Origin of the sequence: Cytobacillus sp. FSL R7-0680, from assembly GCF_038009245.1 — a bacterium.
GTDB lineage: Bacteria > Bacillota > Bacilli > Bacillales > Cytobacillaceae > Cytobacillus > Cytobacillus kochii.
Genome location: NZ_JBBPAO010000001.1, coordinates 493,505 through 507,651 on the forward strand (window position 1 = coordinate 493,505; position 14,147 = coordinate 507,651).

Sequence of the window (14,147 nt, forward strand, 5' to 3'; positions counted from 1 at the left end):
TTATATTATCTATTATGAGCTTTGCAGTTGTAGACATACTGACCTCAGTAAAATCAATTGGAGGTGTTGGACAATGACGAAATATATAGGAAAACGTCTGTTATATATGATAATTTCATTATGGCTAATTGTAACGGCAACATTTTTCCTTATGCGCATTGCACCTGGAAACCCGTTTGCTTCAGAAAAGAAACTACCACCAGAAATTGAAGCGAATTTACAAGCACATTATGGCTTAGATCAGCCATGGTATCAACAATATTTTGATTATCTAATCAATGTAGTAACATGGGATTTTGGCCCATCTTTTAAATACAAAAGTCAAACAGTTAATGATTTAATCACAGAAGGATTCCCTGTATCTTTTGTATTAGGCTTTCAAGCAATACTAATTGCCGTTGCCTTAGGTGTTTTATTTGGTGTAATCGCTGCTTTAAGGCAAAATAAATGGCAAGATTATTCAACAATGGCTGTTGCTGTTTTAGGCATATCCGTGCCATCATTCATTATGGCAACATTTTTACAATATTTCTTAGCAATAAAATTGCAAATATTCCCGGTAGCTCGTTGGGAATCATTTATGCATACCATTTTGCCAGCTCTTGCACTTGCAGCAGGACCGATGGCTTATATCGCAAGACTCACACGATCTAGTATGATTGAGGTATTAGCAAATGATTATATTAAAACTGCTAAAGCAAAAGGATTGAGCGGTGGAGTAATTACAGTTAAGCACGCAATGAGAAATGCTCTTCTTCCGGTAGTTACTTATTTAGGACCATTAACTGCTGGTGTTTTAACAGGTAGCTTTGTTATCGAGAAGATTTTCGGTATTCCAGGGTTAGGTTTCCACTTCGTAACAAGTATTACAAATCGTGATTATACAGTAATAATGGGTGTGACAGTGTTTTATAGTATTCTTTTACTATTAGCTATTCTCCTAGTGGATATTGCGTATGGAATCATCGACCCAAGGATTAAACTAGCTGGGAAGAAAGGAGAATAATAAATCATGCAAAGTGCGAATGATAAATTCAAAGTTGTCGGCACACAATTAGATGATGCCGAAAAGATTTCGAAGCCAAGTCTTTCATTTTGGAAAGATGTCTTCATTAGATTCCGAAAAAATAAGCTTGCTATGTTTGGTATAGTCCTACTTATTATTCTCATCTTCATGGCAATCTTTGGACCATATATGACAGAATATGACTATAAGTCAAATGATTTAACAAATAAAAATCAGCCACCTTCTGCTGAGCATTGGTTCGGTACCGATGATCTTGGACGAGATATGTTTGCTCGTACGTGGGAAGGTGCTAGAATTTCGATCTTTATCGGTGTTGCAGCTGCGTTAATCGATTTATTTATTGGTGTTGCCTGGGGCGGAATCGCCGGATACAAAGGTGGTAGAACCGATGAAATAATGATGCGTGGTGCCGATGTTTTATCAGGCATTCCTTACTTGTTATTAGTTATCTTGTTAATGGTTGTGCTTGGCCAAAGTTTAAGTACGATGATTATTGCTATGACAATAACCGGATGGATTAATATGTCCCGGATTGTTCGAGGGCAAGTACTTAGCTTGAAGAATCAAGAATTTGTTCTTGCTTCTAAAACTTTAGGTGCAAATACAACAAGAATTATGGGTAAACATTTAATTCCAAACTCAATGGGTCCAATTTTAGTTACAATGACATTAACAATTCCTTCTGCGATCTTTACAGAAGCTTATCTTGGATTCCTAGGATTAGGTTTAACACCGCCTCTAGCGAGTTGGGGTACAATGGCCAATGATGGTTTACCAGCGTTAAGATATTACCCATGGCGATTATTCTTCCCTGCGATCTTTATTTGTTTAACCATTTTTGCATTCAATGTAGTCGGTGATGGTCTACGTGACGCACTCGACCCAAGAAGCCGTAAATAAGGAGTGAGAACATGGAAAAAATTCTCGAAGTAAAAGATCTAAAAGTCTCATTCCAAACTTATGGAGGGACGGTACAAGCTGTTCGTGGTGTTAGCTTTGACCTTCATAAAGGTGAGACATTAGCTATTGTTGGTGAATCAGGTTCAGGTAAAAGTGTTACTTCACAAACACTAATGAAACTAATTCCAATGCCTCCAGGACAAATTACTGGTGGAGAAATTCTTTTCTATGGTGATGATATTGTACCTAAATCAGAAAAAGAAATGGAAAACATACGCGGTAAAGATATAAGTATGATTTTCCAGGATCCAATGACTTCATTAAACCCAACAATGAAAGTTGGTAATCAAATCATGGAAGGTTTGATTAAGCACCAAGGATTATCTAAAGCAGATGCTAAAAAACGTGCAATAAAGTTATTAGAACTAGTTGGTATTCCGATGCCTGATAAACGAGTAAATCAATATCCGCATGAATTCTCAGGTGGTATGAGACAGCGTGCAATGATAGCTATAGCCTTGGCTACAAACCCTAAATTACTGATTGCTGATGAACCTACAACCGCTCTTGATGTAACTATTCAAGCTCAAATTTTAGAGTTAATGAAAGAGTTACAAGCGAAAATGGACACATCTATTATCTTTATCACTCATGATCTAGGCGTTGTTGCCAATGTGGCAGATCGTGTAGCTGTTATGTATGCTGGTCAAATCGTTGAAATAGGCACAGTAGATGAAATCTTTTATGATCCGAAGCACCCTTATACTTGGGGACTACTTGCTTCTATGCCAAGTGTTGATAATGATACAAAAGATGAATTAGCTGCCATTCCTGGTACGCCACCAGACTTAACAAATCCGCCAATTGGTGATGCATTTGCTGCAAGGAACAAATATGCATTAGCCATTGATTACGAGGAAGAACCACCAATGTTTCAAATTTCTGAAACACATTTTGCGAAAACTTGGTTGTTACACCCTGATGCACCTCATGTTGAACCACCTGCAGCGGTGAAGTTGCGTCAACGTCAAATGTCCTCCAATTTTGATAAACCAGTAATTGTGAAGGAGGGTATTTAAGTTATGGCAGAGAAATTAGTTGAAATAAAAAATCTAAAACAACATTTTAATGTTGGTAAATCGAATATGGTTAAAGCGGTTGATGGCATTACTTTTGATATTTACAAAGGTGAAACCCTTGGTCTAGTTGGTGAGTCAGGTTGTGGGAAATCAACGACCGGTAGAACAATTATACGCTTGTATAATGCCACTGATGGACAAGTTTTATTTAATGGTGAAAATGTTCATGGTAAAAAGTCAACCAATCAACTAAAAGCATTTAACCGTAAAATGCAGATGATTTTCCAAGACCCTTATGCATCCTTAAATCCTCGTATGACGGTTGCGGATATCATTGCTGAAGGTATTGATATTCATGGGCTTGCAAAGTCGAAAAAAGAGCGTATGGAACGCGTCTATGAGTTACTTGAAACAGTAGGCTTAAATAAAGAGCATGCTAACCGTTATCCACATGAGTTCTCTGGTGGACAAAGACAGCGTATCGGTATTGCTAGAGCGCTAGCTGTTGAACCTGAATTCATTATTGCTGATGAACCGATTTCTGCTCTTGACGTATCTATTCAGGCACAAGTTGTTAACTTAATGAAAAAACTTCAGCGTGAAAAAGGGTTAACTTACTTATTCATTGCTCATGATTTGTCAATGGTTAAGTATATTAGTGATAGAATTGGTGTGATGTACTTTGGTAAGCTAGTTGAACTTGCCACAGCGGAAGAGTTGTATAGCAATCCTATGCACCCTTATACACAATCATTATTATCTGCTATTCCATTACCTGATCCAGAGTCAGAAAGAACACGTCAGCGAAAAGCATATGACCCAGCTGTTCATCAATATAGTGCTGATGAGAAGGTTGAAATGCGTGAAGTTCGTCCTGGTCACTTTGTTTTCTGTTCTGAAAAAGAATTTGCACAATACCAAAAAGATCATAAAAGTTAACTTAAAAGCGATCTCTTATTGAGGTCGTTTTTTCGTAGATTAAATCTGTTTAAGACCTGCCTCCAACCTAAAAAAATATTTTCGGAACAAATATTCAGTTAGGAAAAATATGAATATTAGGAATATGTTTAGTGCTTTCAATCACTAAAATGTATGAATATAGTATACAATAGTTTGTATGAAATTACTATCGCAAAAATTAAAATATTTCTCATTATTACTATTTTCTTTTGCATTGGGTTTAACTTCTAGTAGAATAGGAGATAAGAAAAAGAAAATATATGGATGAGGAGGGAAAAATAGTGAGGGCGATTAAAGTTGCTTTTTTCTTACTTTTATTAAGTGTAGTGCCACAATTAGACCATGCGAATGCTGAACAACAAAGTTATCAGCTTCATGCACAGAAAGAATATGCTGGTTTTTTTATGGAATTACCTGAACAAATGAAACGGTTTACATACGATTCAGGCTACGACTTTACCTACCCAGATGCTATTAGAGGTATTTATGTTACTGGTCCATCGGCAGGAGGAGCAAATTTTGAACGGTTATCAAATTTTGTTGATAAGACAGAATTAAATGCGATGGTTATTGATATTAAAGATGATTGGGGAAATCTTACATACCAGCCGGAAGATGATAGTAAATATAAGGATATTGTCGAACCTTATATAAAAGATACGAAAGAGATGTTAACGACATTAGAAGAAAAAGAGATTTACCCTATTGCGAGGGTCGTTGTTTTTAAGGATTCAACACTAGCCAAGTTAAAGCCTGAATGGTCGTATAAAGAAGGAAATAAAGTATGGACAAACGGAAGAGGAGAAGCCTTTGTTAATCCGTTTATGGAAGAAGTGTGGCAATATAATGTAGATATTGCTATAGAAGCAGCTAAAATGGGATTCCAGGAAATTCAATTTGATTATGTTCGTTTCCCTGAAGGATTTGAGCATATGGCTGATTCATTGAAGTATGGTAAAGGAAAGTATACGAACGGTAAAGATGATGTGCAGCTGAGAGTAGATGCTGTTACAGACTTCGTTAAGTTTGCGAAAGAACAGTTAGAGCCTTATGGTGTCAAAGTATCTGTTGATATTTTTGGTTATACGGCTACTTTACCAGAGGCACCTGGGATTGGACAGAACTTCTCAAAAATCTCAGAACATGTGGATGTCATATCTTCAATGATCTATCCGAGCCACTGGGGGCCATACTTTGGGATTCAAAAACCAGATTTAGAACCTTACAAGCTTATTAAAGAGTACGCAAAGGTAGAGAATGCCAAACGGGAGGAACTAGCTTCTCCGCCTATTTCTAGACCTTGGCTACAGGATTTTACTGCATCTTATTTAGGTACCGGTAATTACAAGCCTTATGGTAAGCAAGAAATAGAGGATCAAATTAGGGCTTTGAATGAGGAAGGAATTGACGAATTCTTATTGTGGAATGCCGGCAATCATTATACAGAGAATGTTGATTATACCCCATTAAATTAAAAATAAGCAGCTGATAGTATGTTTATCAGCTGCTTATTATTTGACACTTATTGTGTATGCGTTATCATAGTATATAGGATGAGGATTATTTCTTCTTTCCGCCCACGTTTTTCCATCCGGTTTGCATAAATGCAGATTGGTCTACGAATTCGGATTTTTTCTTGCCACCAAAAAATTTTATTCCCAAGCTGTTTATTAGTACACCTAAGAGGGAAGTTAAACTGAGTATGAGCAATGAAACGATAATCAAGTCTGAAAAGTAACCAATCATTGATAAACCTCCAATTTTCTTTTCGGAAAATTCAAGTTATTCTGATGATGTTCTATTTCTAATAATAAAGCATTTATTAAAGAATGAAAAGAATGAAAATCACAAATACTTTGATAGAGCGTTACAACTTAGTTTATTTATACGTGAATGATGACTTATTTATACGATTTTCTTATACAAGAAGAGAAAGCTGGAAGTTTATCACGACTGGAAATATTTAAATAATAAAGGGGTTTGGTCCATGCATTGGTATGAAAAATTGAATCAGTATTTTCCTGTAGAAGAGATGAAGTCAAAAGAGCATATGGAAACACTTTTGAAAGAGCGACCTAATATTTATCATAAAGATGAGGGTCCAATGCATGTGTTAATGTATGTTGAACTTGAAACTTTTGTCTTTATCGACTACCTGTTTGTGTCCAAAGATTCAAGAGGACAAGGTTTAGGACATAAATTAATTGATCAATTAAAGGAAAAAGGCAAACCGATTATCTTAGAAGTTGAACCTGTTGATTATGAAGATACTGATACGGAGAAACGCTTGAAATTTTATAAAAGAGAAGGCTTTGAGCACGCTCAATCTATAGGTTACCGTCGTCGATCTCTTGCAACAAATGAAGTGAATGCAATGGAAATTTTATTCTGGGCACCTAATAATGAAACGGAAGAAATGATTTTCGATGCAATGATTAAAACATATGAATTGATTCATACTTACAAGGACACTCAATTCTATGGAGCATCATATCAACCAGTAGATGAAGTCCTTACTTTTTCTGAGAATGACAATAATAATGATCTTTTGAAAGATATTTAATCCATAGAAATCCCGAACAACCTCAATGTTCGGGATTTCTTTTTAGGTAAAGAATGGCTCAACATCATTTTCTTATAAAGTTTTTTTTCATTTAAAGTCGATTATTGAGAAAGTAAATGTTTATTCTTAAAAAAAAGGGGTAAATGTCTATCATAGTTATATAGGTTAAATAGTAACAGATTTCATTATTCTATAATTGAACAGTTTGTGAACAAATAAAAAAATCAATATTTCATGAAACCTTTTTTAAATGAAAACGTCTTATATTATAGATTCACTAAGGCAGAAGTTAATTGTTTAATTGGCATTTAAGTGTATGAAGAATAGAAAAATATATATCATCTGTTCCACAGATGGTGTATAATGAAGTGGAACAGCTTATTTAAATTAATTATAAATTACAACAATAGTTACAGCCTAGTGGATTATTCTCAATGAGAAAGTAAGCCTGTTCATTGAAAACGGAAACAAGTGTAACAATCAGTAAGAATAGCATAATTAAACAATTACGGCGAATAAAATATACTTTAAATTTCTAAGGAGTGTGAAATTGTAAAATGGTCACATTATACACTTCACCAAGTTGTACATCATGTAGAAAAGCAAAAGCATGGTTAGAGGCAAACGATATTGCATACAAAGAAAGAAATATTTTCTCAGAACCTTTAGCAATTGATGAAATTAAAGAAATCCTTCGTATGACAGAAGATGGAACAGATGAGATTATTTCAACACGTTCTAAAACATTCCAAAAATTGGATGTTAATCTTGAAACGATGCCTTTACAGGATTTATTTGAATTGATAAGAGATAATCCTGGATTATTAAGAAGACCGATTATCTTAGATGAGAAAAGATTACAAGTAGGTTATAATGAAGATGAAATTCGACGCTTCCTTCCTAGGAAGGTTCGTACGTATCATCTACGTGAGGCTCAAAAGTTGGTTAACTAAAACCAATCGTACTCACTTAACTTCACATTTAATCCTAAGTATGCTTAAATGAAAACGAACAAATCCTTTTTTACGATTTGTTCGTTTTTTAGTTTCTTTCAAATAATTTTTGGATAAGTTTAGAAAAAAGTATTGCGCATCCATCTCCAGAGATACAGTAAAGATAGCCGAACCAAATTCTTTAGTCTATACACTAGATATTTCTGATACATAATAGAAGAACCACATTTCTGCCCCATGATATTCGTACTAATCATTTTACTGTTATTCATACTCGATTATTTCCAAAGGCCATTACAGTGTTTTATCACAAATCAATAGCGAAAAAAAGCTTTTCATCAGCCTAAGCTTGTTTCTTGTAGGGGACAGGTTTTTTTGATAAAATACAAACACAATAAATATATATTGTATTAACGAATATAGGCATTCATTCGTTTTTTGCCAATTGTATTTTTGGGCATTCCCTTTACAGCATATTTATCATAAAATATAACAAAAGGTAAAACATAATAGGTATATCTGTTGTTACACATTATTTTCTCATTATTCTTGCTAGAATGATCACTAAAAGAATAATTTTCTTGAAATAGGGTAAATGGTAGTAAAGTAGTACAAATTAGGGGTTATAATCCCTTCACAAAAAGCAAGAAGGGAGAGTTGCTAAGTGGAAATCGAGAGAATTAATGAAAACACGGTGAAGTTTTATATCTCATATATTGATATTGAGGAAAGAGGCTTTGATCGTGATGAAATATGGTACAACCGAGAGAGAAGTGAAGAACTTTTTTGGGATATGATGGATGAGGTTCACACAGAAGAAGATTTTGTGATGGAAGGTCCATTGTGGATTCAAGTTCAAGCACTCGATAAAGGATTAGAAATCTTAGTAACGAAGGCGCAGTTATCTAAAGACGGACAAAAGTTAGAGCTCCCTGTTTCTGATGAAAAAATGAAGGATTTTGCTGTAGATGAAAGAGTAGAAGCAATGCTTGATCAATTACAGGAAAATGAAGAAGAGGAAGCGAAAGAAAAATTAGATTTCGTTATTGCCTTTAGAGACTTTGAGGATATCATTTCATTATCCAAGAGAGTGGAACTAGGAAATGTTCATACGCAACTGCGTTCATACAAGAATAACTATTATTTAATCGTCGAATTTCCCGAGGAACAATTCGAAGAGGATGAAATTGATAATATTCTAAGTATACTACTTGAATATGGGCATGAAACAGATACAACCATCCACGTGATTTCTGAATATGGAAAGGTAATTATCGCTGAAAATGCTTTAATTGAACTAAAAAAATACTTTTAATAAAAAAGCCGATTTCTTTAAGAAGTCGGTCTTTTCTTTTTATGCAGGAATAAAGAATGATAGGGGAGAAGATAGAATGTATAGAAAGGATGTGAACATACATTGTTAAAGGCAATAACGAATGATGGCAAACTTATTAATGCCCAAGATGTTCAATACGGTAAATATAAGGAAAAGTCTTTTTACTGTCCAGAGTGTAAGGATGTTGTCATTTTAAAAAATGGCATCTTTAAAAAGTCTCACTTTGCTCATAAACCGCATAGTCAATGCTTTGAATCATATGAAAAAGAGTCAGAAGTCCACTTAAAAGGTAAATTATTGTTATACGATTTATTAAGAAAATACTATAAAAATGTTGAGGTTGAAAAATATTTCGCTAACATCCATCAAAGGGCGGATCTCAGCTTTGAACATAACGGACTTGTTTATGCCATTGAGTTTCAATGTTCAATAATTCCTACAAAAATAGTTCATAAGCGTACAAATGGCTATATAAAGTCAGGAATAAAACCACTGTGGATATTATCCCACCAACAGCTCCATACTATAGGAAATCATTTATTTTCTTTAACCGCTTTTCATTATTCTTTTCTTCAGCAAACTTCCGCTAAAAAATTTATTATCCCTATTTTAAACGTTGATACAGAAAATTTGTATATACTTTCTCATCTCCTACCAATTTCTACGAAAAAGTCTTTTGCCCATATAGATCTAAAGCCACTTCGCTCGAATAATTTGTACGAATTATTGAATCTAAGAATTAATAGAATGAGAATGGACTTTTCTTCTTGGTTGCAAGAAAGGGAGAATATAAAAAGGTATGGAAGCTTTAAATATAGCTCATTTTCTAAACGATTTAAAGATGAAATCTACCGTTGCGGGCTTCATATGGGAAATCTACCAGATTTTTGTGGTCTTCCTGTAAGGGGGAGTGCTAAGCTGAGTACTTCACCAATTCAGTGGCAAACATATATTTTTATAGATATATTACGCCATGAAGAGTTATTTTCTATAGAAGATGCATATGATTCCATGCAATGCCGCTTGGAGAGAAAAGATATTCGTATACGTGTAGAGGTACCCATAGATCTTAAAGAAGTAATCGATGCTTATTTACATCTTTTATACACTATAAAAATAATTGAGAAAATCGACGGTACCAAATTTCAAATCAGGTCTTCTGATATGAAAAATAAGAAAATAAGTAAGGCAGAAGGGGAAATAATTATGAAAATGGCATTAAGTTGATATTGAAGTATTTTAAATCAATTGGTGAAACATAATACTGAACAATTACTTTCATTTGATGTAAGATAGTAACAGATAGTAATTTTTAACATAATGAATGTAGGAGGAAAACAATATGGCTAACGATTCTACAGTTAAGAAACTACCAACAAGAAACGAGGTTCCAGTTGAAGAAACTTGGCGTCTTGAAGATATTTTTTCAAGTGACGATGAATGGAATAAAGAATTTAATGAAGTAAAAGAGTTATCTAAAGAAGCAGGCAAGTTTAAAGGGATGTTGCATGAAGGTGCAGAGGTTCTTTATGATGTTTTACAATATCAAGATCACTTACTTTCTCGTATTGTGAAGCTCTTTACATATGCAAGAATGAGATATGATCAAGATACAACAAATGCAACGTATCAAAGTTTAGATGATAAAATCAAAGGGCTGTATTCAGTGGTTGCTAGTGAACTTGCTTTCATAGTGCCAGAAATTCTTGCCATTGATGAAGATCAATTAGCACAGTATATAGCCGAGAAAGAAGAATTAAAAATGTATGAACATGCACTTGAAGAAATCAATCTTCAACGTCCTCATGTACTTACAGCGGAAAAAGAAGCCTTACTTGCACAAGCATCAGAAGTAATGGATGCATCAAGTAATACTTTTGGAATGTTAAATAATGCTGATTTAACATTCCCATCGATTAAAAACGAAGAGGGAGAAGAGGTTGAAGTGACACACGGTCGATTTATCAACTTCCTAGAGAGTGATGATCAGCGTGTACGTCGAGATGCTTTTCGTGCGATGTATACAACCTATGGACAGTTTCGTAATACATTCGCTAGTACGTTAAGTGGAAATGTGAAAAGAAATAATTTCAATGCAAAGGTACGAAACTATCAATCAGCTCGACATGCCGCTTTATCAGCGAATAATATACCAGAATCTGTTTATGATCAATTAGTAAGCACGATTAATGATCATCTTCATTTGCTTCATCGATATGTGAAACTAAGGAAAAAAGTTTTGCAATTAGATGAATTGCACATGTATGATCTCTACACACCTTTAGTAAAGGATGTAAAAATGGCGATTACTTATGATGAAGCCAAAAAGCTAATGATTGAAGGCTTAGCTCCTTTAGGTGAGGAATATCGCAGTATTTTGGAAGAGGGTCTACAGAATCGCTGGGTGGATGTTTGGGAGAATAAAGGGAAGAGAAGTGGTGCCTATTCTTCTGGTGCTTATGGTACGAATCCTTATATCCTCCTTAATTGGCAAGATAATATCAATAACCTCTTCACATTAACACATGAATTTGGTCATTCTGTTCATAGTTATTACACACGTAAGTCGCAACCATATGCTTATGGTGATTATTCCATTTTTGTGGCTGAAGTAGCATCAACTTGTAATGAGGCGTTATTAAATGATCATTTATTAAAAACGATTGATGATGATAAAAAACGTTTATTCTTACTCAATCATTTCTTAGAAGGGTTTAGAGGAACAGTATTCCGTCAAACGATGTTTGCAGAATTTGAGCATGAGATTCACCAAATGGCTCAAAATAATGAAGCTTTAACAGCAGATGCACTTACTGAAAAGTATTATGAACTGAACAAGAAATACTTTGGTGGTGAGGATATCATTATTGATGAGGAAATTGGATTAGAATGGTCAAGAATCCCTCACTTCTATTACGATTATTATGTATACCAATATGCTACCGGTTATAGTGCTGCAACGGCTTTAAGTGAGCAAATTTTAACAGAAGGAAAACCGGCAGTTGATCGCTTTATTGGTTTCCTTAAAGCAGGTAGTTCTGATTACCCGATAGAAGTGCTTAAAAAAGCGGGTGTGGATATGACAAGTTCAGAACCGATTAAGGCAGCATGTAAAGTGTTTGAAGAAAAGTTAAATGAGATGGAACAATTGTTAGAAACGATTTAATATTTTTATCTAGCAGCCTTTATCAAATGATTTAGGCTGCTAACTTTAAAGTAAACAAAAAGTAATGAAAAAAGACAAGATGTTTTCTAATAATAATGGCAGTTCACTATGAGTAGTAGAGAATTTGACAATAATGTGAAATGGTACACAAACTATTGCGAGCTTAAAAAAGCCATGGTATATTTGTATTGTGAAGTTAATCACAAACAAACAATTTACCCCTTTGTTTGATCGTGAAAAATTTCTCCCATCCCCTTTGTTAAATATATTTACATGAAAAACCCTACGCCTCATGAGAGAGTGTAGGGTTTTTTACTATGTGGATTGAAGGTTGATTGACTTATGTTTTTAAGAAAAATAAATATGACATACCATCCATAAACTGATTCCCCACTTGATTGGGTCTTACAAACCATTTTGACTAAGAAACAGGCATTGCAATTAACGATAAACAGCATTAGATAGAAGTTTCGTTTCACTTACAAGAGAAGCCAATGGTGTGAACAATAGAAGAGAGAACTAATTTTGTCATGTTAGGCGATTAACAGGGAGTGTGAGCATGAATAGGGGAGACGCTTCATACTGTAATGGTGAGGTTTTTCCTTTTAGTCCGCCCTTTACCACGGCATAAAAAAGACTGATGATAAGTATCATCAGTCTAGTGATTTCCAAAAAGATCCGTGCTTTGCAGGTACTTGCTCGACCACTTGCTTCAGTTGAAGTTTTTTCATTTCTTTATTTACTTCTTGCTCCGTCATATTATAGACGACTGCTATTTCTGAAGTTGCGACAAGTTTATAATGTTTAATAAACAGCTCTATGTCAGGTAATGGAGAAGGTTCGAGTCTATATGGAACCATTTCCTTTAGTATTTGCTCATACACATCAAAGCTGTACTGCCCTGTAACTTTTATGCCTTCATCTTCAATGTTTTCATTGAAGAACACCATCGTTGGAATTTCTTCTACATCCATCTCAGCTGTAATCTTTACATCACATTGAAATGCTTTTGCAGCACTTTCTGAATGTATATCGGTTACAAATTCAACTACGTCTAAGCCAATTTGGCTGGCGCATTCTTTTAATACATCAAAGTCTGATACGTTTTTCTTTTCGAGAAACAACTTCTCTTGAAGTTTTCTCAAAAAACGAATGCCGGCTTTTCTGCCCTGTAGTTCGGCTGCCTTAATGGCAATGGAGGCTAACTGAGGGGATAATACCGGATTTTCGTACCAAACAGAGCCGTCACATGACATCCCTGATCGACTAGCGGTTTTCTCCCATTGTTCAACTAATTGGTCGTAGTTTTGTCTTTTGCCTCTATTTAAAGCATTGAGCTTCCCACTTATTACATGCTTGAGAGAAAAATACCGACCATATTCTACAGACAGTTTTTTAATTATCGGCTCTAAACTCCAACATTCTGGGCATAGCGGATCAATAAACATATAGATTTCTAACGGCTTATTTTCACTACCATGACAATGTGGTGAGACAGATTTACTTTCAAATTCTTCATGATTCATTTGTCATCACCCTCTAATTCATCTTTTTCAGGTGTATTTACCATATGTTGTGCTGTGAGAGTCAGTCTCTCGAGAAATCCTTCTTTCAAGCGTGTATCCAATTCGACTTCATTCATTGCATCCTCCATACAAGAGAGCCATGCCTTCGCACGTGTCATTGTGATGGCAAAAGGTAGGTGCCGTGCTCTCAGCATCGGGTGACCGTGTTCTGAGGTATATAATGGCGGGCCGCCTAAAAATTGTGTCAGAAACTGCTTTTGTTTTCTAATTGTTTCAGTTAGATCGTCAGGAAAGATTGGGACGAGCTCAGGATGTTGTCCAACCCGTTTATAAAATGCTTCAACAAGTAGGTGAAGTTTTTCCTCACCTAACGCGTCGAACGGAGTATTGATATTCTCGACCATTGTGATAGAACCCCTTTAAACAAAAGTATGTTAATAAAAGCGATGATTATTTCATCAGCTAGACATAATTCCTTCATGTTTTGATATTATTTTATCAATGTAACGGCTATATCTCAAACAAATAGCTTTGTGCCACGAATTAATATTCAGTATGCAGGTATTTTCAGTTCTATTATATGGGGCAGATCTCTTGGAAAACAAGTACGGAGGATGATTCTCGAGGTTGGATTTCT

Annotated in this window: 13 protein-coding genes; 10 read left to right on the forward strand and 3 right to left on the reverse strand. The window is 35.0% G+C overall.

The genetic code is table 11. The features are described 5' to 3' along the window. Positions 1–73 precede the first annotated feature (73 nt). The 5 genes from MKY26_RS02460 (at position 74) to MKY26_RS02480 (ending at position 5,441) form a co-directional block, all read left to right on the forward strand. Positions 74–1,006 (forward strand): ABC transporter permease, encoded by a 933-nt coding sequence (locus tag MKY26_RS02460; protein ID WP_095369802.1) that lies wholly within the window; start codon positions 74–76, stop codon positions 1,004–1,006. A 6-nt stretch (positions 1,007–1,012) separates the two neighbouring features. After that, positions 1,013–1,927, forward strand: coding sequence for an ABC transporter permease (locus tag MKY26_RS02465; protein WP_095369801.1), 915 nt, complete (start codon positions 1,013–1,015; stop codon positions 1,925–1,927). Positions 1,928–1,938: 11 nt separating this feature from the next. Then, entirely contained in the window at positions 1,939–3,006 is a 1,068-nt protein-coding gene (locus tag MKY26_RS02470) for an ABC transporter ATP-binding protein (RefSeq protein ID WP_095369800.1), read from the forward strand. Between the two features lie 3 nt (positions 3,007–3,009). Beyond that, positions 3,010–3,945 (forward strand): ABC transporter ATP-binding protein, encoded by a 936-nt coding sequence (locus tag MKY26_RS02475; protein WP_095369799.1) that lies wholly within the window; start codon positions 3,010–3,012, stop codon positions 3,943–3,945. Positions 3,946–4,226: 281 nt separating this feature from the next. Continuing rightward, positions 4,227–5,441: a putative glycoside hydrolase gene (locus MKY26_RS02480; protein ID WP_095369798.1), complete on the forward strand. Its 1,215-nt coding sequence runs from the start codon at positions 4,227–4,229 to the stop codon at positions 5,439–5,441. Between the two features lie 85 nt (positions 5,442–5,526). On the opposite strand, the gene MKY26_RS02485 is transcribed toward MKY26_RS02480, so the two are convergent. After that, positions 5,527–5,712, reverse strand: a complete 186-nt coding sequence (locus tag MKY26_RS02485) for a hypothetical protein (RefSeq protein WP_224937749.1) — start codon at positions 5,710–5,712, stop codon at positions 5,527–5,529. A gap of 241 nt (positions 5,713–5,953) precedes the next feature. Between MKY26_RS02485 and MKY26_RS02490 the strand changes: the two genes are divergently transcribed. The 5 genes from MKY26_RS02490 to pepF all read left to right on the forward strand — a co-directional run bounded on the left by MKY26_RS02490 (position 5,954) and on the right by pepF (position 11,984). Further along, positions 5,954–6,529, forward strand: a complete 576-nt coding sequence (locus MKY26_RS02490; protein ID WP_341091980.1) for a GNAT family N-acetyltransferase — start codon at positions 5,954–5,956, stop codon at positions 6,527–6,529. A gap of 557 nt (positions 6,530–7,086) precedes the next feature. Next, a complete protein-coding gene (gene spxA / locus MKY26_RS02495) occupies positions 7,087–7,482 on the forward strand; it encodes a transcriptional regulator SpxA (protein WP_095369795.1) in 396 nt (131 codons plus the stop codon). 664 nt (positions 7,483–8,146) lie between these two features. Continuing rightward, positions 8,147–8,797, forward strand: coding sequence for an adaptor protein MecA (mecA, locus tag MKY26_RS02500; protein ID WP_341091981.1), 651 nt, complete (start codon positions 8,147–8,149; stop codon positions 8,795–8,797). Positions 8,798–8,899: 102 nt separating this feature from the next. Continuing rightward, a complete protein-coding gene (locus tag MKY26_RS02505) occupies positions 8,900–10,045 on the forward strand; it encodes a competence protein CoiA (RefSeq protein WP_341091982.1) in 1,146 nt (381 codons plus the stop codon). A gap of 115 nt (positions 10,046–10,160) precedes the next feature. Continuing rightward, complete coding sequence (pepF, locus tag MKY26_RS02510; protein WP_095369792.1) at positions 10,161–11,984, forward strand: oligoendopeptidase F; 1,824 nt, start codon at positions 10,161–10,163, stop codon at positions 11,982–11,984. A 653-nt stretch (positions 11,985–12,637) separates the two neighbouring features. On the opposite strand, the gene MKY26_RS02515 is transcribed toward pepF, so the two are convergent. After that, positions 12,638–13,510 carry a ClpXP adapter SpxH family protein gene (locus MKY26_RS02515; RefSeq protein WP_095369791.1) on the reverse strand — a complete coding sequence of 291 codons (873 nt, stop codon included), beginning with the start codon at positions 13,508–13,510 and terminating at the stop codon, positions 12,638–12,640. Continuing rightward, positions 13,507–13,914: a globin domain-containing protein gene (locus MKY26_RS02520; protein ID WP_095369790.1), complete on the reverse strand. Its 408-nt coding sequence runs from the start codon at positions 13,912–13,914 to the stop codon at positions 13,507–13,509. Before MKY26_RS02520 ends, MKY26_RS02515 begins: the two co-directional genes overlap by 4 nt. Positions 13,915–14,147: the final 233 nt, after the last annotated feature.

Excerpts from the sequence above, each read along its gene's own strand:
- MKY26_RS02480 (WP_095369798.1), top strand. The coding sequence starts at position 4,227 with ATGGATGAGGAGGGAAAAATAGTGAGGGCGATTAAAGTTGCTTTTTTC.
- MKY26_RS02515 (WP_095369791.1), bottom strand. The coding sequence starts at position 13,510 with ATGAATCATGAAGAATTTGAAAGTAAATCTGTCTCACCACATTGTCAT.
- MKY26_RS02520 (WP_095369790.1), bottom strand. The coding sequence starts at position 13,914 with ATGGTCGAGAATATCAATACTCCGTTCGACGCGTTAGGTGAGGAAAAA.
- MKY26_RS02485 (WP_224937749.1), bottom strand. The coding sequence starts at position 5,712 with ATGATTGGTTACTTTTCAGACTTGATTATCGTTTCATTGCTCATACTC.
- MKY26_RS02470 (WP_095369800.1), top strand. The coding sequence starts at position 1,939 with ATGGAAAAAATTCTCGAAGTAAAAGATCTAAAAGTCTCATTCCAAACT.
- pepF (WP_095369792.1), top strand. The coding sequence starts at position 10,161 with ATGGCTAACGATTCTACAGTTAAGAAACTACCAACAAGAAACGAGGTT.
- MKY26_RS02465 (WP_095369801.1), top strand. The coding sequence starts at position 1,013 with ATGCAAAGTGCGAATGATAAATTCAAAGTTGTCGGCACACAATTAGAT.
- MKY26_RS02490 (WP_341091980.1), top strand. The coding sequence starts at position 5,954 with ATGCATTGGTATGAAAAATTGAATCAGTATTTTCCTGTAGAAGAGATG.
- MKY26_RS02475 (WP_095369799.1), top strand. The coding sequence starts at position 3,010 with ATGGCAGAGAAATTAGTTGAAATAAAAAATCTAAAACAACATTTTAAT.
- spxA (WP_095369795.1), top strand. The coding sequence starts at position 7,087 with ATGGTCACATTATACACTTCACCAAGTTGTACATCATGTAGAAAAGCA.
- MKY26_RS02460 (WP_095369802.1), top strand. The coding sequence starts at position 74 with ATGACGAAATATATAGGAAAACGTCTGTTATATATGATAATTTCATTA.